This is a genomic window from Enterobacter sp. 01-M-03-SI-ECC (assembly GCF_047530215.1).
In the GTDB taxonomy this organism is placed as follows: Bacteria; Pseudomonadota; Gammaproteobacteria; order Enterobacterales; family Enterobacteriaceae; genus Enterobacter; species Enterobacter chengduensis.
In genome coordinates this window covers 38227-60618 of record NZ_JBLKDA010000021.1, presented here as the reverse complement: position 1 = coordinate 60618, position 22392 = coordinate 38227, and the positions used below count along the sequence as shown (strand labels likewise).

The 22392-nt window shown below is 56.3% G+C and carries 30 protein-coding genes and 2 pseudogenes; 31 read left to right on the top strand and 1 reads right to left on the bottom strand.

Features of this window, described 5'->3' with window-relative positions; all coding sequences use genetic code 11:
* The first annotated feature begins 243 nt into the window (after nt 1–243).
* The 21 genes and pseudogenes from ACMWKK_RS18200 to add all read left to right on the top strand — a co-directional run bounded on the left by ACMWKK_RS18200 (nt 244) and on the right by add (nt 13574).
* Entirely contained in the window at nt 244–399 is a 156-nt protein-coding gene (locus ACMWKK_RS18200; protein WP_013095952.1) for a hypothetical protein, read from the top strand.
* Nucleotides 400–559: 160 nt separating this feature from the next.
* Nucleotides 560–799, top strand: a complete 240-nt coding sequence (locus ACMWKK_RS18195) for a hypothetical protein (protein WP_218586899.1) — start codon at nt 560–562, stop codon at nt 797–799.
* A complete protein-coding gene (locus ACMWKK_RS18190) occupies nt 796–1104 on the top strand; it encodes a hypothetical protein (protein WP_072201112.1) in 309 nt (102 codons plus the stop codon). The genes ACMWKK_RS18195 and ACMWKK_RS18190 overlap by 4 nt, the downstream gene beginning before the upstream one ends.
* Nucleotides 1104–1394 (top strand): hypothetical protein, encoded by a 291-nt coding sequence (locus tag ACMWKK_RS18185; protein WP_045408343.1) that lies wholly within the window; start codon nt 1104–1106, stop codon nt 1392–1394. Before ACMWKK_RS18190 ends, ACMWKK_RS18185 begins: the two co-directional genes overlap by 1 nt.
* A 76-nt stretch (nt 1395–1470) precedes the next feature.
* Nucleotides 1471–2439 (top strand): hypothetical protein, encoded by a 969-nt coding sequence (locus ACMWKK_RS18180; RefSeq protein WP_252478056.1) that lies wholly within the window; start codon nt 1471–1473, stop codon nt 2437–2439.
* Between the two features lie 7 nt (nt 2440–2446).
* Nucleotides 2447–2731, top strand: a complete 285-nt coding sequence (gene gamL, locus ACMWKK_RS18175; protein ID WP_022651075.1) for a host nuclease inhibitor GamL — start codon at nt 2447–2449, stop codon at nt 2729–2731.
* A gap of 18 nt (nt 2732–2749) precedes the next feature.
* Entirely contained in the window at nt 2750–3595 is an 846-nt protein-coding gene (gene bet, locus ACMWKK_RS18170) for a phage recombination protein Bet (protein WP_150320598.1), read from the top strand.
* Entirely contained in the window at nt 3592–4272 is a 681-nt protein-coding gene (locus ACMWKK_RS18165) for a lambda exonuclease family protein (RefSeq protein WP_406542886.1), read from the top strand. Before bet ends, ACMWKK_RS18165 begins: the two co-directional genes overlap by 4 nt.
* A 2-nt stretch (nt 4273–4274) precedes the next feature.
* Nucleotides 4275–4736: a hypothetical protein gene (locus ACMWKK_RS18160; RefSeq protein WP_406542909.1), complete on the top strand. Its 462-nt coding sequence runs from the start codon at nt 4275–4277 to the stop codon at nt 4734–4736.
* A pseudogene (locus ACMWKK_RS18155) lies at nt 4733–6148 on the top strand (DNA cytosine methyltransferase); the annotation flags it as partial. The gene ACMWKK_RS18160 and the pseudogene ACMWKK_RS18155, both read left to right, overlap by 4 nt.
* Nucleotides 6137–6739, top strand: coding sequence for a phage N-6-adenine-methyltransferase (locus ACMWKK_RS18150; protein ID WP_406542907.1), 603 nt, complete (start codon nt 6137–6139; stop codon nt 6737–6739). The pseudogene ACMWKK_RS18155 and the gene ACMWKK_RS18150, both read left to right, overlap by 12 nt.
* On the top strand, nt 6736–6954 hold the full coding sequence (locus ACMWKK_RS18145) for a hypothetical protein (protein ID WP_045332436.1): 219 nt from the start codon (nt 6736–6738) through the stop codon (nt 6952–6954). Before ACMWKK_RS18150 ends, ACMWKK_RS18145 begins: the two co-directional genes overlap by 4 nt.
* A gap of 199 nt (nt 6955–7153) precedes the next feature.
* On the top strand, nt 7154–7375 hold the full coding sequence (locus tag ACMWKK_RS18140; protein WP_406542885.1) for a TraR/DksA C4-type zinc finger protein: 222 nt from the start codon (nt 7154–7156) through the stop codon (nt 7373–7375).
* Nucleotides 7372–7737, top strand: coding sequence for a hypothetical protein (locus tag ACMWKK_RS18135; RefSeq protein WP_406542884.1), 366 nt, complete (start codon nt 7372–7374; stop codon nt 7735–7737). The genes ACMWKK_RS18140 and ACMWKK_RS18135 overlap by 4 nt, the downstream gene beginning before the upstream one ends.
* On the top strand, nt 7700–7939 hold the full coding sequence (locus tag ACMWKK_RS18130; protein ID WP_045338795.1) for a DUF4222 domain-containing protein: 240 nt from the start codon (nt 7700–7702) through the stop codon (nt 7937–7939). The genes ACMWKK_RS18135 and ACMWKK_RS18130 overlap by 38 nt, the downstream gene beginning before the upstream one ends.
* 9 nt (nt 7940–7948) lie before the next feature.
* Nucleotides 7949–8134, top strand: a complete 186-nt coding sequence (locus tag ACMWKK_RS18125) for a hypothetical protein (RefSeq protein ID WP_406542883.1) — start codon at nt 7949–7951, stop codon at nt 8132–8134.
* A gap of 108 nt (nt 8135–8242) precedes the next feature.
* Nucleotides 8243–8491, top strand: coding sequence for an excisionase family protein (locus tag ACMWKK_RS18120; RefSeq protein WP_054830143.1), 249 nt, complete (start codon nt 8243–8245; stop codon nt 8489–8491).
* A gap of 32 nt (nt 8492–8523) precedes the next feature.
* Nucleotides 8524–9804 carry an Arm DNA-binding domain-containing protein gene (locus tag ACMWKK_RS18115; RefSeq protein ID WP_406542882.1) on the top strand — a complete coding sequence of 427 codons (1281 nt, stop codon included), beginning with the start codon at nt 8524–8526 and terminating at the stop codon, nt 9802–9804.
* Nucleotides 9805–9848: 44 nt separating this feature from the next.
* Nucleotides 9849–11255, top strand: a pseudogene (malX, locus tag ACMWKK_RS18110) (maltose/glucose-specific PTS transporter subunit IIBC); the annotation flags it as partial.
* 48 nt (nt 11256–11303) lie between these two features.
* Entirely contained in the window at nt 11304–12476 is a 1173-nt protein-coding gene (locus ACMWKK_RS18105; RefSeq protein WP_112780672.1) for a MalY/PatB family protein, read from the top strand.
* Between the two features lie 96 nt (nt 12477–12572).
* A complete protein-coding gene (gene add, locus ACMWKK_RS18100) occupies nt 12573–13574 on the top strand; it encodes an adenosine deaminase (RefSeq protein ID WP_045329114.1) in 1002 nt (333 codons plus the stop codon).
* 54 nt (nt 13575–13628) lie between these two features.
* Here add and ACMWKK_RS18095 read toward each other — a convergent pair whose 3' ends face one another.
* Nucleotides 13629–14669 (bottom strand): oxidoreductase, encoded by a 1041-nt coding sequence (locus ACMWKK_RS18095; RefSeq protein WP_112780673.1) that lies wholly within the window; start codon nt 14667–14669, stop codon nt 13629–13631.
* 243 nt (nt 14670–14912) lie between these two features.
* On the opposite strand from ACMWKK_RS18095, the gene blr reads away from it, so the two are divergent.
* The 10 genes from blr to nth all read left to right on the top strand — a co-directional run bounded on the left by blr (nt 14913) and on the right by nth (nt 22267).
* Nucleotides 14913–15038 carry a division septum protein Blr gene (blr, locus tag ACMWKK_RS18090; protein WP_168112406.1) on the top strand — a complete coding sequence of 42 codons (126 nt, stop codon included), beginning with the start codon at nt 14913–14915 and terminating at the stop codon, nt 15036–15038.
* A 231-nt stretch (nt 15039–15269) separates the two neighbouring features.
* On the top strand, nt 15270–15485 hold the full coding sequence (gene ydgT / locus ACMWKK_RS18085) for a transcription modulator YdgT (protein ID WP_013096896.1): 216 nt from the start codon (nt 15270–15272) through the stop codon (nt 15483–15485).
* Between the two features lie 86 nt (nt 15486–15571).
* Nucleotides 15572–16012 carry a DUF2569 domain-containing protein gene (locus ACMWKK_RS18080; RefSeq protein ID WP_045329116.1) on the top strand — a complete coding sequence of 147 codons (441 nt, stop codon included), beginning with the start codon at nt 15572–15574 and terminating at the stop codon, nt 16010–16012.
* 76 nt (nt 16013–16088) lie between these two features.
* The gene (rsxA, locus tag ACMWKK_RS18075; RefSeq protein ID WP_008500564.1) at nt 16089–16670 is read left to right on the top strand and encodes an electron transport complex subunit RsxA; all 582 of its coding nucleotides are present in this window, start codon (nt 16089–16091) and stop codon (nt 16668–16670) included.
* Nucleotides 16670–17248: an electron transport complex subunit RsxB gene (gene rsxB, locus ACMWKK_RS18070; RefSeq protein WP_042716342.1), complete on the top strand. Its 579-nt coding sequence runs from the start codon at nt 16670–16672 to the stop codon at nt 17246–17248. The genes rsxA and rsxB overlap by 1 nt, the downstream gene beginning before the upstream one ends.
* The gene (gene rsxC / locus ACMWKK_RS18065) at nt 17241–19262 is read left to right on the top strand and encodes an electron transport complex subunit RsxC (protein WP_112780674.1); all 2022 of its coding nucleotides are present in this window, start codon (nt 17241–17243) and stop codon (nt 19260–19262) included. The genes rsxB and rsxC overlap by 8 nt, the downstream gene beginning before the upstream one ends.
* On the top strand, nt 19263–20315 hold the full coding sequence (gene rsxD, locus ACMWKK_RS18060) for an electron transport complex subunit RsxD (RefSeq protein ID WP_045329118.1): 1053 nt from the start codon (nt 19263–19265) through the stop codon (nt 20313–20315).
* A 10-nt stretch (nt 20316–20325) separates the two neighbouring features.
* On the top strand, nt 20326–20946 hold the full coding sequence (gene rsxG, locus ACMWKK_RS18055) for an electron transport complex subunit RsxG (RefSeq protein WP_112780675.1): 621 nt from the start codon (nt 20326–20328) through the stop codon (nt 20944–20946).
* Nucleotides 20947–20948: 2 nt separating this feature from the next.
* A complete protein-coding gene (locus ACMWKK_RS18050; protein WP_008500569.1) occupies nt 20949–21635 on the top strand; it encodes an electron transport complex subunit E in 687 nt (228 codons plus the stop codon).
* The gene (gene nth / locus ACMWKK_RS18045; RefSeq protein WP_112780676.1) at nt 21632–22267 is read left to right on the top strand and encodes an endonuclease III; all 636 of its coding nucleotides are present in this window, start codon (nt 21632–21634) and stop codon (nt 22265–22267) included. The genes ACMWKK_RS18050 and nth overlap by 4 nt, the downstream gene beginning before the upstream one ends.
* Nucleotides 22268–22392: the final 125 nt, after the last annotated feature.

The following is a 22392-nucleotide window of genomic DNA, read 5'->3' as shown; positions in this document are numbered from 1 at the left end:
CACGCGCCGGGCGTGGATAAATATCCCGGCACTAACTGGAATGTTTTGTAGTGGGGTGTGGCTGGGCCTGCATGGACTGATCACCCATGAAAACTTCGGTTCGAATCCGGAGCACTCCACCACAAAGCATTTCTCCCGCATCAGCGGGTAACGACAGAGGGTAAGGCGATGGCAATAGATGCGACGTTAAAAGTTAAACAAATTAACTCTATTAACCCATACGGCGACGGATGGAATAGGCATATGGAAATCGATATCGACAGTATCGAGTTAGTTGAATGTGTTAAGCCGGAAGAAATTATTTCTGAGTACACGGCGGCATCACTTCTTGATGCAATGGATGAATCTGATGTGGTTCGCTGGCTTGAAAACGAAGGTTACACAGTAACAAACGATTGACCCGCTCCGGCGGGTTTTTTATCGGGCATACCTCAGCAACTTCACAGAGGTTGCTTAGTTATGACAACTGGCGGCCATCCACCGCCCATTGAAACACATAAAAGTGCGTTGAAGTCTTGTATTAACCGTTCCGTTCGCCGCGATAAGGCCAAGAGGATTTATGAGCAACAAAACTGGAGGGCGCGCTTTCCCGTGTGATTCTATCGTGGAGCGCGACGAAGTTGGTCACTTACATGGTTTCGAAGTCAGCTCTGGCGGCATGACCCTACGCGATTACTTCGCGGCCAAGGCTATGCAGGGAATCATCAGCAGCGAATGCAACTATGGAGCGTTTAGTGATTTAGCAAGCGATGCATACAGCATTGCCGACGCAATGCTCCGCGCCCGGGAGGCATCATGACAGTAACCCACAACGGCAAGCAGTACACAGTGAGCCGATTCGCAAACGGTCATACATGGCAACTGGTAGAGGTCGGTAACGTTCGCCACAAGCTGGTAATGAACCGTGACCAGATGATTAAGAATGGCTTCGGTCACATCGTTAATCAGGTCATCGTTGACACGCACAAGCTCCGCGCATCACTGAGCAAGAAAGCAATTGCTCGCTATCTGGAAGATTCTGTGATGCTGCAACAGGCAATTGAGGCCCAGCGTAAAGCGCTTGGAGTCAGGGTAAATCGTAACTCGTTTGAAGTGAGGGTGTGATGGAAGAATTCAAAGGAACGCCTGGTCCGTGGAAATACACAATCAGAAATGTGAATGAAATGATGACGACATTCCACGGCGTGGTTATGGGCGACACGTACATTGAAATTGCAACCAGAAACGAACGAGAGGATGCGCAATTAATATCAGCAGCACCTGAATTACTCGAAGCGCTACAGAAGCTTAGAGATTACGCAGAAGACGTCTGCGGTGTGTGTCCAGATGATTGTCACGAAGAACATCCTCTAATGATGGCTAGCTACGTAATCGCCAAAGCACTAGGCAAGTAATCCCCTCCCCCACTTTCATCACTCCCTGTCCGGCTATCGCAGACGGGAAGCGCACATCCAAATTTCAGGAGAAACCATGAGCGAAGTAACGGACTTAACTGTCATCGAAATCAAGCCGGAACAAGCACCAGTGCTTTACGTAGCGGGCGGCCTTGACGCTTACCTCGAACAGATCCGCCAGGCGGTAAACGAAGTGCCGGACCTGTCAACGAAGAAAGGCCGTGACCGTGTCGCCTCTCTAGCTGCGCAGGTGTCCCGCAGTAAGACGGCAATCGAAAAGCCTGGTCGTGAGTACCTGAAGCGCCTGAAAGAGGCTGTGCGTCCTGCTGAGGCGGAAATTAAGCGTTTCGTTGATGCCTGCGACGAGCTGCGCGATGCGACCCGCCGCCCACTCACCGAATGGGAAGCTGAGCAGGAACGCATTAAGGCTGAAGAAGCCATGAACGCGCTGCACGCCGAAGCGCTGGAGATGAACATCAGGTTCGATCAGGAGCTGGCTGCCAAGTTCGAAGCGGACCACGAAATGGCCCTGCTGATGAATAAGGATTTTGACCGTGACCGCGAAGAGCAGCGCCGTCTGGCGGAACAGGCTCAGCGTGAACGTGATGAGCAACTGAAACAGGAAGCGGCAGAACAGGCCCGCCGCGATGCCGAAGCGAAGCACAAAGCGGAGATTGAAGCCGCAGCGCGCCGTGAAGCTGAAGAGAAAGCGCGTGCAGAGCTGGCAGAGCGCCAGCGCATCGAAACGGAGCAGCGTGCGGAACGCGAGAAGCAGGAAGCGGAAGCGCGGGCGGAACGCGAAAAAGAAGAAGCCGTTGCCGCCGAGCGCCGCCGCCAGGAAGAGGCAGAATCCGCCCGTCTGGCCGAAGAGCAGCGCAAAGCTGAAGAAGAAGCGCGTCGCGCCGCAGACAAAGAGCACCGCCGCACCGTCAACCGTCGTGTCTACGCAGACCTGATTGCCAATGGCATCCCCGAAGAATTCGCGCAGAAAGCAGTGCTGGCGATCGCTGGCGGGAAAGTGCAGGACGCGCACATCAAATATTGAGGCAAGAATGAACGCATACCTCACTTACGACCGCATCGAAGATCGGCGCTGGGTTGAGCAGCAGCTCACCGACGAGAAAGAGAAGTGGATCGACGACCGGGCACAGCAAATCATCGACATGATGCCAAAAGAGCCGTCCGGCCTCTTCCACTTCTCCGTACCGATTGACTCCAGCCCATACGAAGGACTTCGCAGCGATAAAGCTGGTGAGGCCTACAACGATTTCATTTCGGCAGTTGCTTACGCCCAGGCGGAATACGACTGGGAACACCGTACCGGCTGCCCGTTTTAGTTTTTTAGGGGATTAACGATGGCAAACGAATTAACAATCACAGCGAGCGCACTGCAGGAAAAAGGCATCGACATTGCTACCTGGAGCGCGCTGAAGAACAGTATCTACCCTGGCGCCAAAGACGAATCGGTAATGATGGCGCTCGATTACTGCCGTGCCCGCCAGTTGGATCCGTTGCTGAAGCCCGTTCACCTCGTGCCGATGAGCGTCAAAGACTCAAGAACGGGTAAAAGCGAATGGCGCGACGTGGTCATGCCGGGCATCGGGCTTTACCGCATTCAGGCGGACCGCTCCGGCGATTATGCCGGGGCCCGCGAACCAGAGTTCGGGCCAGACACGACTCAGACGCTTTCTGGTGTCGAAGTAACTTTCCCTCAATGGTGCAAATATACCGTCTACAAGCGCATGCCCAGCGGCGAGATCGTCGAGTTTAGTGCCAAAGAATACTGGATTGAGAACTACGCCACCGGCGGACGCGACACCACGGCGCCGAACGCGATGTGGAAAAAGCGCCCATACGGACAGCTGGCGAAATGCGCGGAAGCCCAGGCGTTGCGTAAAGCATGGCCTGAAATTGGACAGCAGCCCACCGCCGAAGAAATGGAAGGCAAATCACTGGACGTTGATATCCGTGACGTCACGCCGCGCAGCACCACAGAAGCGCTTCCACCAGCAGCAAGCGAAGAAACGCTTCAGGCGATCACCGATCTCTTAACATCGCTGAATAAAGACTGGGAGCAAGACTTCCTCCCAGTGTGCAGCGACATCTTCAAACGGCCAATTCTTGAGGCGTCCGACCTAACTGAAGAAGAGGCACAGAAAGGGTTTAACTTCCTTCAGAAAAAAGCTAAGGCGGCAGCATGACACCCGAAATTATCCTGTCCAGGACCGGCATTGACGTAACCACCATCCAACAGGGTGATGAGGCGTGGCACCGGCTGCGCCTCGGCGTCATAACCGCCTCTGAAGTGCACAATGTCATTTCCAAGCCGCGATCCGGCACCAAATGGACGGGCATGAAGATGTCCTACTTCCACACCCTACTCGCCGAGGTATGCACCGGCGTCGCACCAGAGGTTAACGCCAAAGCTCTGGCCTGGGGCAAGCAGTATGAGGAGGACGCCCGCACTCTCTTTGAGTTCACCACTGACGTGAAAGTCACGGAGTCTCCGATCCTGTTCCGTGACGAGAGTATGCGCACCGCGTGCTCCCCTGACGGCCTTTGCAGTAACAATTTCGGCCTCGAGCTGAAATGCCCATTCACCTCCCGCGACTTTATGAAATTCCGCCTCGGCGGTTTCGAAGCCATTAAGTCCGAGTACATGGCCCAGGTCCAGTACAGCATGTGGGTTACCGGAAAAGACGCCTGGTTCTTTGCCAACTACGACCCGCGCATGAAGCGCGAAGGCATTCACCACGTCGTCGTTGAACGGGATTCACAGTACATGACCGATTTCAACGAAATGGTGCCTGAGTTCATCGAGAAGATGGACGAGGCGCTGGCGGAGATCGGTTTCACGTTTGGCGAACAGTGGAGGTAACAATGGGAGCAAATCACTGGCAACCATGGGAAAACCTGTTCCTGCATGAAGTTGGCGGAACAATGCCGGTATCTGTAATTGCTGAAAAGCTTGAACGCACGGAACGCGCCATAACAACTCAGGCATCGCGTATCGGCGCAACTCTTCCATCTCGAATGACGGGCAGGCGCTGGACCAAAGCCGAGTTATTCCTTCTCAGTCGCTTCACTCCTGAAGAAGTCGCCAAGGCAACTGGGCGCTCCATCTACTCCGTACGCAGCAAATTACAGGCTCTGACCAGAGCGTCAGGAGGAAAAGTCATGCCTGAATGGAAAGCAGAAGAAATTGCATACCTGTGGCGCCACACAAACGCTGAAGTCGCAGAGATTACCGGCCGCAGCATTGAAGAGGTCGGAGATAATCGGTTGCAAACCAATATGGAGCGTAATGGCTGGGATGTTAACGATCCGGAGCGTGCATCATGAAATACGGAAGCGTGTGCAGCGGTATCGAAGCTGCCAGCAAAGCGTGGGAACCTCTCGGCTGGGAACCTGCCTGGTTCTCTGAAATCGAACCCTTCCCCTCTGCAGTCCTCGCCCATCACTGGCCGGAAGTAACCAATCTCGGCGACATGACCAAAATCGCGGACGGGGTGCGCGCTGGTGAAGTTGAAGCTCCTGATGTTCTGGTCGGCGGCACGCCTTGTCAGGCATTCAGCATCGCCGGCTTACGTGAAGGCCTGTCTGACGACCGAGGCCAGTTAACCCTCTCTTACGTGGAATTAGCCAATGCAATCGACGCAAAGCGCCGCGAACGCGGTGAGCCAGAAGCAATCATCGTCTGGGAAAACGTCCCCGGCGTGCTCAGCAGCAAAGACAATGCCTTCGGGTGCTTTCTGGCAGGACTTGCCGGAGAAAGCAGTGAGTTGCAGCCATCAGGGGGAAAATGGACGCACGCAGGTTGTGTGTCTGGACCACAAAGGGTTATCGCCTGGCGTGTCCTTGATGCTCAATTTTTCGGAGTGGCCCAACGACGCCGCCGTGTGTTCGTTGTCGCAAGTGCTCGAAAAGGATTCGATCCCGCAGAAGTACTTTTTGAGTTCGACAGCGTGCGCCGGGATTCTGCGCCGCGCCGAGAAACGCAAAAGGCTGTTGCCGCCCTTACTGCACGAGGCGTTGGAACGTGTGGCGCTGACGACAATCAGGCACAAGCAGGACACCTGATAGCTCAGTGCGCTAATGGTGACGTTAGCCACACATTAAAGGGTGAAGGGTTTGATGGCAGTGAGGACGGAACCGGGAGAGGTGTTCCAGTTGTAGCTTTCGGCGGTGGCAATACTGCCGGTCATATTGATGTAGCGACCGCCTGCACCGCGCATGGGATCAGGTTAGATTTTGATACTGAGACTTTCGCAGTGCATGGCACGCAGGATCCAGATACCAATCGGGAACTGGCACACACACTAGGCCGCAACAACGGCCAAGAAAACGCCTGCATTGCATTTAGCTACAAAGATAATGGCGCTGATGCTACGTCGGATCTGTCACCAACGATTCGCGCAGGCAACCATGATAAAAGCCATGCTAACAGCGGACAGCCTCCAGCTATTGCGTATGCATTCAAGGCCGGACAGGGTGCGAAAACGGGTGGCATTGGTTATGCGGAAGAGCAATCACCGACATTAACCAGCGCCAGCAGCGGAACCAACCTTGCACCGGCGGTAATGCATGGTATTGCAGTGCGCCGCCTAACACCGATTGAGTGCGAGCGCCTTCAGGGCTTTCCAGATAATCACACTCTGATCGGCTGGCGCGGGAAGGATGCTACCGAATGCCCGGACGGGCCACGCTATAAAGCGATCGGTAACAGCATGGCGGTACCGGTAATGCGATGGATCGGAGAGCGCATCGCCGCAGCGCTGCCAGCCGAGAAGCTGAACGGTGATTATGGCGGAAGTAAAACACCGCTCGAACAGCGCGACCTATGGCGCACTCCACCAGCCCTTTTCGCTTCCCTTGATGCTGAGTTCTGCTTCCAGCTGGATGCCGCCGCGGCGCCGCATAACGCGCTGTGCAGGAAGTTCATCACAGCCGAGCAGAACACGCTGGAAACGCCATGGTCTGATTACCTGAGCATTCCTGGCTACGTCTGGCTTAACCCGCCATACAGCGACATTACGCCGTTCGTTAAGAAGGCTGCAACCGAGTGCGCCAATCAGATCGGCACGGTCATGCTGGTACCGGCAGACACTTCGGTTGGCTGGTTCAAGGAAGCCATCCAGACCGCCAGCGAGGTTCGCTTCATCACCGCCGGGCGGCTGGCATTTATCAACCCGGTCACCGGTAAGCCGGTATCGGGAAATAACAAGGGGTCGATGCTCATCATCTGGCGACCGTACCCGCGTACACACTGCCACTTCGCAACTGTGGACCGGAACGTGCTGATGGCTTTCGGGGCGAAACTTCTCGCCCGCCGGGAGGCCGCATGACGCCAGAAAAAGACAACGCCATCCGCGCAGCCTGCCGCCGCTGCACAGAGGAAATCCAGCAGGCCATGCGCAAGAAGCCAAAGCCTAACTGGAACGAAACGGTGCCACCCATCATCAACAAGCATCACAAGAAAATTGAAGCTCTGGGAGTTAGTCTCCTGGAGTTCGTCGTATACACAGGGCGGCTTAATCGCCGCTTCGGAGTGGAATCGTGACCAAATATCCAAGGGTTGGCAGCGTGTCATCCAAAAGCAAAAACACCTCCGCTAAATGCAAATGCGGTGCAGTGGCGAAGTATAAAACGACCGTGGAAGTGAATATTTTCCGTGGCGACGACGAAGTTGTCTGGTCTTGTAACGAGCATAAAAAAGACTGCGAATTTTTAATCGGAACCGAGGTGGCGGAGCGTGCAACATGTCAGCAGAAATAATTTATGCAGCCAACGAGCTTGCTCAGCAGCGAATCGATATGGCTATCGCTGCCCACAGGATTAACCGTGATGCAGTATCGGCAACGCACTGTAGCGATTGCGGAGAGGATATCCCAGAGTTGCGCCGGGTGAATGTGCCTGGCTGCCAGCGCTGCGCAAGTTGCCAGCAGGATGAAGAAGTACCCATGAAACATGGGAGGGGATGATGGATTACAGCAAGCTGAGTGATGGGGAGATTAGCGTCAGGCTGGCCTATTTCCTTAAGCCAAAATATAGCGCCACCATTCACCCGTATGACCAGGCCGCCGCTCAGTTGTCATGGAACTGGCTCAACACGGTGCAGACAACGGGTTATTTCCCGCTGCGTCGTGCCGAGGAGCTTTACCCGGCAATGAAGAAGCATCGAATCGGACTGGCACCATCAGGGAAGACCGTCTGGCAGGCATCCCACGAATCGGGCATCAGCGCCACTCACCGTAACCCACTTCGCGCCGTGGCAATCGTCTACCTCCTTTTGCAGGAGTCAGCCAATGTTCAAGCTAATTCAGCGCGGCCAGATATTCGCTGACCAGCATAACTGGCCCGTCATTATCCACAGCAGCACATCAGAAGTTGTCCGCTACTGGCGACAGGGCCGGATCAACACCGCGTCAATCGACAGATTTATTAACGATTTCGAACCGCTCGATCACCGGGAGGCGGAGCAGATCCGCGCCGAACTGGAGACGAGCGAGCACATTAAACGCCTGCGCGCTATGCGTGCGGCATGAGGGGAGATTATGGGAAAGATGACTTTCGTATTTGAGTATGAAGACGGCAAGGAGCCGCCAGTCAGTGCGGGGCTTGAGTTTATGGGCGGGAAGATTGTCGCAGCTGCATTTCGTGACGCTCTCGAAGAGCCTGAAGTATGTGATGAGGCGGGGCCGGACCCTGATTGGCTAGATAAAATTCACAACCGGTCATGACGCAACTGATAGCCAGTTATGAGCTGGCTATTGGGTGCGAAAGCACTGCCTCACATCCCTTGATGTTATTGCCGCCTACGGGCGGCTTCTTTTTGCTTGGAGAAAACCATGAGCGACATTATTCAGTTGGTACCGAATAAATGGGTCACAGAGGAACTTTTAACTGCGACAACCGGCATGTCAAAGCACATGATTCAGCATGCCCGCCGGTCTACCTGGATGGAGGGAAAGCATTATCGCCATGTTTCCCCTGATATGGCACCTAAGCAAAACAGCCCAATCATGTATAACCGCGATGAGATAAACCACTGGATCGAGCACCAAAGCCCAGCGAAACGCCGGAGAATATCTGCTTAAATGTCCTTTGGCACATCAAACGAGGAATAATTATGGCAGCATACCCAACAGGCGTAGAGGTTCATGGCGAATCGTTACGCATATGGTTCATATATCAGGGGAAGCGTGTCAGGGAAAATCTCGGCGTTCCTGACACGCCAAAAAACAGGAAAATGGCAGGCGAACTTCGGGCTTCAGTCTGCTTTGCGATAAAGACAGGCACATTCAATTATGCCTCGCAATTCCCTGATTCATCGAACGCAGAGAAATTCAGCACTGTCAGAAAGCAAATCTCACTACTTGAACTGAAATCGAAATGGCTTGGGCTTAAAGAGATGGAGCTTAGCCTCGGGACGTTGAAGCGTTACGATTGCCACCTCACAACCACTATCGAAACAATTGGTGAGCACAGGTATATCGGCAGCCTGAACACTGAAGATATCCTTAGTGCCAGGAAGGAGCTACTGAACGGCTGGCAGAAGACCAGACATGGCCTAAATCATCCCCCCAAAAAGGGAAGAAGCGTTCCTACAGTCAATAGCTATATGGCATGCCTTGGCGGGATGCTGAGCTTTGCTTTCAAAAGTGGATACCTGAAAACCGATCTGATGGCAGGTATTACCCCTCTCGCAAAAGAAAGACCCATTCCAGATCCTCTTACTTCTGATGAGTATCAGAGAGTGGTTGCGGCCTGCCCAACGCTACAGTTTCAGAATATGGTTATCTTTGCGGTAAATACAGGCGTAAGGCATGGCGAACTAAGCGCGTTATCCTGGGAGGATGTGGATACTGTCAACTGGACTGTTACAGTGTCACGGAACTATTCCCTGAAGGGAAACTTCACCCTGCCAAAAACCAACGCCGGGATTCGAACAATACAGCTGACCCAGCCAGCAATTGATGCACTCAAGGCGCAAATGCCACTGACCAGAATGATGGCATCCCACAAGGTAAGCGTCAGCCTACGGGAATACAAAAAAAAGAGAACCGATGAATGCACCTTTATATTCTCGCCGTCCATTACTTCAATGAACGGTAAGAAGACGATGTGCTACGTCCCAGGATCCATTAATTCAGCCTGGCGCACTGCCCTGCGTCGTGCAGGCGTCCGACAAAGACGGTCTTATGAAACCAGGAACACATATGCGTGCTGGGCACTGGTCGCCGGAGCGAACCCAAATTTCGTTGCGCACCAGATGGGCCATTCGTCAGCGCAAATGCTATTCACGGTTTACGGTAAATGGATGACCGAGAACAACCATGACCAGGTGGGCATTTTGAACGCATCATTTACTCAAAATGCCCCACTGATGCCCCATAGAAAAACCGCATAACCTTAACTATCTGATTTAACATATTAATATCACTTCAATCATGATTCATCTGGATGAGTAAAGTCGGCTCCTTTGCCTTTAGCTTCCTGCCCGTGATGTTCTGCATCGCGATCCCGCTGGGTCTGGCGCGCGAGAACAAAGGCGTCGCGGCGTTTGCCGGTTTCGTGGGTTACGCCGTGATGAACCTGGCGGTTAACTTCTGGCTGACCGCGAAAGGCATTTTGCCGACCACCGACGCGGCCGTGCTGAAGGCCAACAACATTCAGAGCGTGATCGGTATCCAGTCTATTGATACCGGGATCCTCGGGGCGGTGATCGCCGGGGTGATTATCTGGATGCTGCACGAACGCTTCCACAATATCCGCCTGCCGGATGCCCTGGCCTTCTTTGGCGGTACCCGCTTTGTACCGATTGTAACCCTGGTGGTCATGGGCCTGTTTGGTTTGATCATTCCTCTGATCTGGCCGGTCTTTGCGCTGGGCATCAACGGCATTGGCCGCATCATCAACGGCGCGGGCGATTTTGGTCCGATGATCTTCGGTACCGGCGAGCGCCTGCTGCTGCCGTTTGGCCTGCAGCATATTCTGGTCGCCCTGATTCGCTTCACCGAAGCGGGCGGGACGATGGACGTGTGCGGTCACGACGTGAGCGGCGCGCTCACCATCTTCCAGGCGCAGCTGAGCTGCCCAACCACCCACGGCTTCTCCGAAAGCGCCACCCGCTTCCTGTCTCAGGGTAAAATGCCGGCCTTCCTCGGCGGCCTGCCGGGTGCCGCGCTGGCGATGTACCACTGCGCCCGTCCGGAAAACCGTCACAAAATTAAAGGCCTGCTGATTTCCGGCGTCATCGCCTGCGTCGTCGGCGGCACCACCGAGCCTATCGAATTCCTGTTCCTGTTTGTTGCGCCGGTGCTGTACCTCATCCACGCGGTGCTGACCGGTCTGGGCTTTACCGTCATGGCGGTGCTGGGCGTCACCATCGGCAACACCGACGGTAACGTGATTGACTTCGTGGTGTTCGGGATCCTGCACGGATTGTCCACCAAGTGGTATCTGGTGCCGGTCGTGGCGGCCATCTGGTTTGCGGTGTACTACGGCATCTTCCGCTTCGCCATTACCCGCTTCAACCTGAAAACGCCGGGTCGTGATGTTGAAACGGCCACCAGCGTCGAACAGGCTGTCGCAGGCACCGTCGGCAAATCCGGCTATAACACGCCTGCTATTCTGGCGGCGCTGGGCGGTGCGGATAACATTACCTCTCTCGATAACTGCATTACCCGCCTGCGTCTGTCGGTGGCGGATATGTCAAAAGTGGACACCAACGCCCTGAAAGCCAACCGGGCAATCGGCGTGGTACAGTTAAATCAGCACAATTTGCAGGTGGTTATCGGCCCGCAGGTCCAGTCGGTGAAGGACGAGCTGGCAACCCTGATGCGAACGGTCGAAGCCTGATGCCTCATCCCCCTCAGCATGAGGGGGTTTTACGTTAAGGATTAAAGCATGTTTGATTTCTCTACCGTCGTGGATCGACACGGCACCTGGTGTACGCAGTGGGACTACGTCGCCGACCGCTTCGGCGCGGCCGATCTGCTGCCCTTCACCATCTCGGATATGGATTTCGCTACCGCCCCCTGCATTACCGACGCGCTGCACCAGCGCATTCATCACGGCGTGTTTGGCTACAGCCGCTGGAAAAACGATGAATTTCTCGCCGCCGTCGCGCACTGGTTCCAGCAGCGCTTTCACAGTCAGATTGAGACTGACGCTGTGGTTTATGGCCCTTCAGTCATTTATATGGTCTCTGAATTGATTCGTCTCTGGTCGAACCCCGGCGAAGGCGTGGTGGTTCACACGCCGGCATACGATGCCTTTTACAAGGCCATTGAAGGGAATGCCCGTCACGTGGTGCCCGTGGAGATGGAAAAAAATGCCTCAGGCTGGCTGGGTAATATGGCCGCGCTTGAAGCGGCGCTGGCGAAACCGGAAAACAAAATTCTCTTGCTGTGCAGCCCGCAGAATCCGACCGGCAAGGTCTGGACGCGGGATGAGCTGGAGCAGATGGCGGAACTGTGTGAACGCTATGACGTGGCGGTAATTAGCGATGAAATTCATATGGATATGGTGTGGGGAGAGCATCGCCACACGCCGTGGAACGAGGTGGCGCGCGGCAAATGGGCACTTCTGACCTCCGGCTCGAAAAGCTTTAATATTCCGGCGCTGACGGGCGCCTACGGCCTGATCGGTGACGACGCGAGCCGTAACGGCTACCTTAGCGCGCTAAAAGGCCGGGACGGACTCTCTTCCCCTTCCGTGCTGGCGCTGACGGCGCATATCGCCGCCTACCAGCAGGGAGCCCCGTGGCTGGATGCCCTGCGGAGCTATCTGGACGCGAATTTGCATTATATCGCACAGGAATTAAACAGCGCTTTTCCGAAACTGAACTGGCAGCCACCGGAAGCGACCTATCTGGCCTGGATCGACCTGCGCCCGCTGAATATTGACGATCGGGCGCTGCAAAAAACGCTGATCGAGCAGCAAAAGGTCGCCATCATGCCGGGATATACCTACGGTAAAGAGGGAAATGGTTTTGTCCGCCTGAACGCAGGCTGCCCGCGCAGCAAGCTGGAACAGGGGGTGCAACGCCTGATCGCTGGGATTAACTCGCTCCTGTAATCATTTTGCGCAACGGAATATTCCCTTGCGCAAATAGCTTTTTACCCCGTTTTGTTTTTATAATATGGCGCACTTTAACCAGAAAAGAGTGCGACCATGATTGATACACGCCTGCCTTTAACTGATATTCATCGTCACCTTGACGGTAACATTCGTGCCCAAACCATCCTCGATCTTGGCCGCCAGTTCAATTTAACGCTTCCTGCACAGACGCTTGAGTCTCTGATCCCCCACGTACAGGTCACCTCCAGTGAGCCGGACCTCGTCAGCTTCCTGAGCAAACTCGACTGGGGCGTGAAGATGCTGGCCTCCCTGGATGCCTGCCGCCGCGTGGCGTTTGAGAATATTGAAGATGCGGCCCGCAACGGCCTGCACTACGTTGAGCTGCGCTTCTCGCCGGGCTATATGGCAATGACCCACGGCCTGCCGGTTGCAGGGGTGGTGGAAGCCGTGATTGAAGGCGTCCGCGAAGGGTGTAAAACCTTCGACGTTCAGGCCCGTCTGATTGGCATTATGAGCCGTACCTTCGGCGAAGCCGCCTGCCTGCAGGAGCTGGAAGCGCTGCTGGCCCATCGCGATGCCATCACCGCCGTCGACCTAGCCGGTGACGAACTGGGCTTCCCGGGCAGCCTGTTCCTCTCCCACTTCAACCGGGCGCGCGATGCCGGCTGGCACATTACCGTGCACGCCGGTGAAGCGGCGGGTCCGGAAAGCATCTGGCAGGCCATCCGCGAGCTGGGCGCCGAGCGTATCGGTCACGGCGTGAAGGCGGTAGAAGACCGTGCCCTGATGGATTTCCTCGCGGAGCAGCGTATCGGGATTGAATCATGCCTGACGTCTAACATTCAGACCAGCACCGTGGCAACGCTGGCGCATCACCCGCTGAAAACGTTCCTCGAGCACGGCGTGCTGGCCTCGCTGAACACGGACGATCCGGCGGTACAGGGGGTGGATATCATCCACGAATACAACATCGCCGCACCGCAGGCGGGCCTGAGCCGCGAGCAGATCCGTCAGGCGCAGATCAACGGGCTGGAGATCGCCTTCCTGACGTCTGCGGAGAAGCAGGCGCTGCGGGATAAGGTGGCAGCCGCGTAACCCTTTTTGCCGGGTGGCGGCTGCGCCTTACCCGGCCTACAAATTATCTTCACCTTATGCCAGACAGAGCGTGGCGCGATGTTTGGCAGATTCGATACCCAGCTCGATCAGCTCCATAATCTGTATCGCCTGGCTGGCCGGAACCGGATTTTCTCCCGTTCCGGTCAGCGCATCGCGGATGGCCGCATAATAGGCCGGATAGTTACCCGGTATCGTCAGCAAGGTCTCCTCGACCAGCTCCTCGCCTTCCACCCGCGTGACGACGCCGTCGCGCATATCATAGCCCCAGTCCTCCTGCGGCAGACGCTCGCCGTTTTTAAGCCTGTCTTCCTGCGGATCGAGACCAAACTTCACGTAGCTTCCCCGCGTACCGTGAATGATATAGCGGGCCGATTCGGCGGCCGCGACCATCGTGCCGTGCAGCACAATGCGCCGCTGCGGATAGCTGAGCACCGCGTGGAAGTAATCGGTCGTCTGCGACCCGGGCCTGAGCTGGGCCAGATCGACCGTCATGCTCACCGGCAGACCAAATAGCGTGACGGCCTGATCCAGCAGGTGCGGAGCTAAATCGTACCAGATACCGCTGCCCGGACCGGCCTGCTCGCGCCAGCGGTTTCTCACCTGCGGGCGGAAACGGTCAAAGTGCGATTCAAAAAAGAGGATCTCCCCTAGCGTGCCTTCGCCGAGAAGCCGTTTTACCGTGAGAAAGTCGCTGTCCCAGCGGCGGTTGTGGAAAACCGACAGCAGCCTGCCCAGACTTTTTGCCAGCGCGTCCAGCTCACGTGCCTGTGACAGTGTCACGGTAAAAGGCTTGTCGACAACCACGTGCTTACCGGCCTCCAGCGCGGCCTTTGCCAGCGGAAAGTGGGTGTCGTTCGGCGTGGGGATGACGATTAAATCAATATTCGGATCGTTGAAAAGGTGCTTTGGCTCAGAGACAACCGGCACGGAAGGCCAGTCGGCATGGACTTTAGCGGCATCGCTGCTGGATACCGCCGCCAGCGCCATTCCCGGCGTCCCGGCGATCAGAGGCGCATGAAACGTTTTGCTCGCGTACCCGTAGCCGATAAGCCCGACGCGGATATTATCACTCATACTGTCATCCTCTTTTATGACGTTCTTATTTCACGCTGGCTCACCCGGCATGACGACAAATTAATAATGCGCTATATGACTTAAAATAGCAGGTTGTACGGGTTGTTTTTGTTACATAGTATTAACTTACTGATTTTGTTTAAGGGAACCGTTCCCAAAGCGCTTGCCGTCGGGGAAACGTCGCTGTAACATTTGCGCCCTGTATTTATGGATAAAGTACAATTGCGAATCATGACGTCAATTATTAATCGAATCATTGAATTAGCGGGATGGATTGTCCTTGGGGTTTCGGTCATTTTGCTGGGCGTCGCCAGCCATATCGATAACTACCAGCCGCCGGAGCCTGTCACCGTCGCTCAACCTAAGTAACCGGTTACTGCAATAAAGAGTGACACAATATGTCAGTTACGTATTGCCAGCCCTGGTGAACACGGTTAACCTTCTCTTCCAGGCATCGTCTGATGCCTGAATTTCAGCAAAGAAAACTCCTAATTTCGTCGCGTTACCTGAGTGGGCTGTTTACGTCTTTATTAATCCGTTTATTATTCGACCGAATTACCTTAACTGGTATTACTCACTTTTATATGGAAACTTATTAATATGACAGTTCAGGACTATTTATTAAAATTTCGCAAGATCAATTCACTTGAGAGCCTGGAAAAACTGTTTGACCATCTGAACTACACCCTGTCGGATAATCAGGACATCATTAATATGTATCGCGCCGCCGACCATCGTCGTGCGGAGCTGGTTTCCGGCGGTCGTTTGTTCAACGTCGGGGAAGTACCTAAGTCCGTGTGGCGTTACGTTTTATAAGAAAGTAGCCATCCGCGCGAAATGTTATATACTCTCCGCCCTGCAAACTGGCTGTACAACATTTCGCGCAGATTATGGGAGAGTTCATGACCGCAACGCCTGGAGAACGCATCGGAGGCTGGTTAATCGCCCCACTGGCATGGCTGCTGGTTGCCTTACTAAGCGCATCACTTGCGCTGCTGCTCTATACCACCGCACTGATTACCCCCCACGCCATACAGACCCTGATGTCGCAAAGCGTGCTGAATATTGCGTTGTGGTTCGTGTCGTTCGTTTTCGCGATTGGCATGTGGTACTACACGCTGTGGCTGACCATTGCCTTCTTTAAGCGCCGCAAGAGCGTGCCTAAGCACTACATCATCTGGCTGCTGGTTTCGGTTCTGCTCGCGGTGAAGGCGTTTGCTTTTTCGCCCGTATCAGACGCGCTGGCCGTTCGTCAGCTGCTTTTCCCACTGCTGGCCGCGGCGCTGCTGGTGCCCTATTTCAAACGTTCGACGCGGGTGAAAAACACCTTCGTGAACCCGTAATAACCCTACAGATAACCTGTTGTCGCCTGCGTTGGTTTGTCCGATAATAGGCGGCTTTTTTATTTCAGGCTAAATAATGACCGATTACTTACTGCTCTTTGTCGGCACCGTGCTGGTTAACAACTTCGTTCTGGTGAAGTTCCTTGGCCTGTGCCCGTTTATGGGCGTTTCCAAAAAGCTGGAAACGGCAATGGGTATGGGGCTGGCGACGACCTTCGTGATGACGCTGGCATCCATCTGCGCGTGGTGGATCGATACCTGGATCCTCATCCCGCTGGGGTTAACCTATCTGCGCACGCTGGCCTTTATTCTGGTTATCGCGGTGGTGGTGCAGTTTACCGAAATGGTGGTGCGCAAAACCAGCCCGGCGCTCTATCGCCTGCTGGGTATCTTCCTGCCGCTGATCACCACCAACTGCGCCGTTCTCGGCGTGGCGCTGCTGAACATCAACCTTGGCCATAACTTTATGCAGTCGGCACTGTATGGTTTTTCTGCAGCCGTCGGTTTCTCGCTGGTCATGGTGCTGTTTGCTTCTATTCGCGAGCGCCTGGCCGCTGCGGATATTCCTGCGCCCTTCCGCGGTAACGCGATTGCGCTGGTGACCGCCGGTTTAATGTCTCTGGCCTTTATGGGCTTTAGTGGTCTGGTGAAGTTGTAATGAGTGCTATCTGGATTGCCATCGCCTCTATCAGCGTCCTGGGGTTGGTGTTTGGCCTTATCCTGGGTTACGCCTCCCGCCGTTTCGCGGTAGAGGACGATCCTGTTGTAGAAAAAATTGATGAGCTTCTGCCGCAAAGCCAGTGCGGGCAGTGCGGCTACCCCGGCTGCCGCCCCTATGCCGAAGCGGTAGGCGTTCAGGGTGAAAAAATTAACCGCTGCGCGCCCGGTGGCGAAGCGGTGATGTTGAAAATTGCGGCCCTGCTTAACGTTGATCCGCAGCCCGTTGACGGCGACGCGGAGGTGCAGGAGCCGGTCCGTGCCCTGGCCGTGATCGACGAAGCCAACTGCATCGGCTGCACCAAATGTATTCAGGCCTGCCCGGTCGACGCCATTGTGGGCGCAACCCGCGCCATGCACACCGTCGTGGCGGACCTGTGCACCGGCTGTAACCTCTGCGTGGCCCCCTGCCCGACGCAATGTATCGAGTTACGCCCGGTTGAAACGACTACCGAAAGCTGGAAGTGGGATCTTCAAACCATTCCGGTTCGCAATATTCCTGTGGAACAACATGCTTAAGTTATTTTCTGCTTTCAGAAAAGAGAAGATTTGGGACTTTGACGGCGGTATTCACCCGCCGGAGATGAAAACCCAGTCCAACGGCACGCCGCTGCGTCAGATTCCGCTGGCGACCCGTTTCGTCATGCCGCTCAAGCAGCACATCGGTGCCGAGGGCGAGCTGTGCGTGAAAGAAGGCGATGCGGTTCTTCGCGGCCAGCCGCTGACCTTTGGTCGCGGACGTATGCTGCCGGTGCACGCCCCTACCTCCGGTAAGGTGGTTGCCATCGCGCCTCATACGGTAGCGCATCCCTCCGCGCTCTCAGAGCTGAGCGTGATTATTGAAGCCGACGGCGAAGACCGCTGGATCGATCGTGATGGCTGGAGCGACTACCGCGCCCACAGCCGCGAAGCGCTTATCGAGCGCATTCACCAGTTCGGCGTCGCCGGTCTGGGCGGCGCGGGCTTCCCTACCGGCGTCAAGCTGCGCGGCGGTGGCGATAACATTCAGACGCTGATCGTCAACGCCGCCGAGTGCGAACCGTATATCACCGCCGACGATCGTCTGATGCAGGACTGCGCCGCCCAGGTGGTGGAAGGCATCCGCATCCTCGCGCACATTCTGCAGCCGCGGGAAGTGCTGATCGGTATTGAAGACAATAAACCGCAGGCTATCTCGATGCTACGCGCCGTGCTGGCGGGCAGTCACGATATCAGCCTGCGCGTTATCCCGACCAAGTACCCTTCTGGCGGCGCAAAGCAGCTGACGCAAATTCTCACCGGTAAGCAGGTTCCGCACGGCGGACGCTCTTCGGATATCGGCGTGCTGATGCAGAACGTCGGCACCGCCTACGCCGTGAAGCGCGCGGTGATTGACGGCGAGCCGCTAACCGAGCGCGTGGTGACCCTGACCGGCGGTTCGGTCTCCCGTCCGGGCAACGTCTGGGCGCGGCTGGGTACGCCGGTGCGTCACCTGCTTGAACAGGCGGAGTTTTGCCCGGGCAGCGACCAGATGGTGATCATGGGCGGCCCGCTGATGGGCTTTACCCTGCCGTGGCTGGACGTTCCGGTAGTGAAAATTACCAACTGCCTGCTCGCCCCTTCGCCGACCGAGATGGGCGAAGAGCAGGAAGAAAAAGGCTGCATCCGCTGCAGCGCCTGCGCCGATGCCTGCCCGGCGGATCTGCTGCCACAGCAGCTTTACTGGTACAGCAAAGGCCAGCTGCACGACAAGGCAAAAGCCCATAACCTGGCCGACTGCATCGAATGCGGTGCCTGCGCCTGGGTCTGCCCGAGCAATATTCCGCTGGTGCAGTATTTCCGCCAGGAGAAGGCCGAGATTTATGCCATCTCCATGGAAGAAAAACGCGCGGCAGAAGCCAAAGCGCGCTTTGAAGCGCGCCAGGCACGACTGGAACGCGAAAAAATCGCCCGTCAGGAGCGCCATAAACAGGCCGCCGTTCAGCCTGGCGAGAAAGATCAGGATGCGATTAACGCCGCGCTGGCGCGCGTTCGCGAGAAAAAGGCGAATGCCGCCCAGACGGTGGTGATCCCGGCGGGAGAGAAGCCGGATAACAGCGAAGCGATAGCCGCACGTGAGACGCGCAAGGCCGCTGCACGCGCCCGTCAGGCTGAAAAAGCACAAGCGGCCCGGACGGATGCCGAGGTCGACCCGCGTAAAGCCGCCGTTGAAGCGGCAATAGCCCGCGCTAAGGCACGCAAAACCGGTGAGCAGAATGTGGTGGTCGAGCAGGACGTCGTCGACCCGCGCAAAGCGGCCGTTGAGGCGGCGATAGCCCGTGCCAAAGCGCGCAAAGCAGCGCAGCACACGCAAACCGCAGAACCCGAAGCGCCGGTCGACCCGCGTAAAGCCGCCGTCGAAGCGGCGATTGCCCGCGCCAAAGCCCGTAAGGCAGCGCAGCAGGAAGAGCAGCCGCAGGCCGCTAACGATGACCCGCGCAAGGCCGCCGTCGCCGCCGCCATTGCGCGCGTTCAGGCGAAGAAAGCCGCACAGCAAGCAGTTAACGAGGATTAAATGGTTTTCAGAATCGCAAGCTCCCCTTACACCCATAATCAGCGCCAGACATCGCGCATCATGATGCTGGTCTGCCTGGCGGCGCTGCCGGGCATTGCCGTTCAGTGCTGGTTTTTCGGCTGGGGAACCCTGTTCCAGATACTCCTGGGCTGTGCCAGTGCCTTAGCGGCGGAAGCCCTGGTGCTTAAGCTTCGCAAGGCGGCGGTCTCCCGCATTCTTGCCGATAACTCCGCGTTACTCACCGGCCTGCTGCTGGCGATCAGTATCCCGCCGTTTGCCCCGTGGTGGATGGTGGTTCTTGGTACCGTGTTTGCCGTGATTATTGCCAAACAGCTGTATGGCGGACTGGGACATAACCCGTTTAACCCGGCGATGATCGGCTACGTGGTGCTGCTGATCTCCTTCCCGGTGCAGATGACCAGCTGGCTGCCGCCGCACGAGATTGCCGCCACGGTTCCGGGCTTTATGGATGCCCTGCACGTGATCTTTACCGGCCATACGGCGCTCGGCGCGGATATGAACGCGCTGCGAATGGGCGTGGACGGTATCAGCCAGGCGACGCCTCTCGACACGTTCAAAACGTCCCTGCATGCCGGACACAGCGTTGAGCAGATCATGAAATCCGCGATCTACAGCGGCGTGCTGGCGGGAGCCGGCTGGCAGTGGGTCAACCTGGCGTATCTGCTGGGTGGCCTGTTCCTGCTGCAGCAGAAAGCCATCCGCTGGCATATTCCGGTCAGCTTCCTCGTGACGCTGGCGGTTTGCGCCACGCTGGGCTGGGCATTCTCGCCTGAATCACTGGCCAGCCCGCAGATGCACCTGCTCTCCGGCGCAACCATGCTGGGTGCCTTCTTTATCCTGACGGATCCGGTGACCGCATCAACGACGAACCGCGGACGCCTCATCTTCGGTGCGCTGGCAGGCCTGCTGGTCTGGCTTATCCGCAGCTTTGGCGGCTACCCGGACGGCGTGGCCTTTGCCGTCCTGCTCGCCAACATCACCGTTCCGCTCATCGACTACTACACGCGTCCACGCGTGTACGGCCATCGCTAAGGGTTTCGCCATGTTAAAAACGATGCAAAAGCACGGCGTCACGCTGGCCGTCTTCGCCGCAGTCCTGACCGGGCTGACGGCACTGGTGAATGCGTTGACCAAAACGACCATCGAAGAACAGGCCACGAAGCAGCAAAAGGCGCTGTTCGATCAGGTTATCCCGTCAGACTTCTACGATAATGACCTGCAAAAGAGCTGCTTCGTGGTAGACGCGCCGCAGCTTGGTAAAGGCCCGCACCGCCTGTTTATCGCTCGTAAAGGGGATAAACCGGTCGGCGCGGTGATGGAGGCGACGGCGCCCGACGGCTATTCCGGCGCTATTCAGCTGCTCGTCGGCAGCGATTTTTCCGGCACCATACTGGGCACCCGCGTGACGGAACATCATGAAACGCCGGGTCTTGGCGATAAAATTGAAACCCGTCTGAGCGACTGGATTTTGCACTTCGCCGGTAAGGTCATCCATGGCGAAGGTGACACCGCGTTTGCGGTGAAGAAAGATGGCGGCGAGTTCGACCAGTTCACCGGGGCGACCATCACGCCGCGGGCCGTGGTGAACGCCGTAAAACGAGCCGGGCTTTATGCTGAGACGCTGCCCGCGCAAATCAACAATCTTCCGGCCTGTGGAGAGTAATCATGAGCCAGGTTAAAGAGGTTATTGTCCAGGGGTTGTGGAAAAACAACTCCGCGCTGGTCCAGCTTCTGGGGATGTGCCCACTGCTGGCGGTCACGTCCACCGCCACCAACGCGCTCGGTCTGGGTCTGGCCACCACGCTGGTGTTGACCCTGACCAACCTCTCCATCTCTGCCCTGCGCCGCTGGACGCCGTCGGAAATTCGTATTCCGATTTACGTCATGATCATTGCGTCGGTGGTCAGTATCGTCCAGATGCTGATTAACGCCTACGCGTTCGGCCTGTACCAGTCGCTTGGGATCTTCATTCCCCTTATCGTCACCAACTGTATCGTGGTCGGGCGCGCGGAAGCCTTCGCGGTGAAAAACAGCCCCGCCATGTCGGCGCTGGACGGTTTTTCCATCGGCATGGGCGCCACCTGCGCCATGTTCGTGCTGGGCTCACTGCGTGAAATCCTCGGAAACGGTACGCTGTTTGACGGCGCAGACGCGCTGCTGGGCGGCTGGGCCAAAGCGCTGCGCATTGAAGTGTTCCACACCGATACGCCGTTCCTGCTGGCGATGCTGCCGCCCGGCGCGTTTATTGGCCTTGGCATGATGCTGGCAATAAAATACCTGATTGATGAGAAACGTAAGCGCCGCGCGGCCGAGCGCAGCGTTCTGGAAGGGACACCCGAGAAGGCCTCATGAATAAAGAAAAGCGCATTGCGATCCTGACCCGTCTGCGGGACGAGAACCCGCACCCGACGACGGAGCTGAATTTTACCTCCCCGTTTGAGCTGCTGATCGCCGTGCTGCTCTCTGCACAGGCTACCGACGTGAGCGTTAATAAAGCCACCGCCCTGCTCTATCCGGTCGCCAATACGCCGAAGGCCATGCTGGAGCTGGGCGTGGAGGGCGTGAAGTCGTATATCAAAACCATCGGCCTGTTTAACAGCAAAGCCGAGAACGTCATTAAAACCTGCCGGATCCTGCTGGATCAGCACGGCGGTGAAGTGCCGGAAGATCGTGCTGCGCTGGAGGCGTTACCGGGCGTAGGACGTAAGACCGCGAACGTGGTGCTCAATACCGCGTTTGGCTGGCCCACTATCGCCGTCGATACGCACATATTTCGCGTGTCTAACCGGACCAACTTCGCGCCGGGGAAAAATGTCGAGCAGGTCGAAGAGAAGCTGCTCAAAGTGGTTCCGGCTGAATTTAAGGTGGACTGCCATCACTGGCTCATTCTGCATGGTCGTTATACCTGCATTGCCCGCAAGCCTCGCTGCGGCTCCTGCATCATTGAAGATCTTTGTGAATATAAAGAAAAAGTCTATTCCTGATCGTCGCAATCCCCTGCCAAAAGAAGGGTTACCGATCGTTCTTCTTTTGGCCGTTATTTGTCCGCCCGTCGCTTCCCCTGACCTGTCACTTGTTCGGCTGTTTAACGCTCAAACAGGTTAATAGT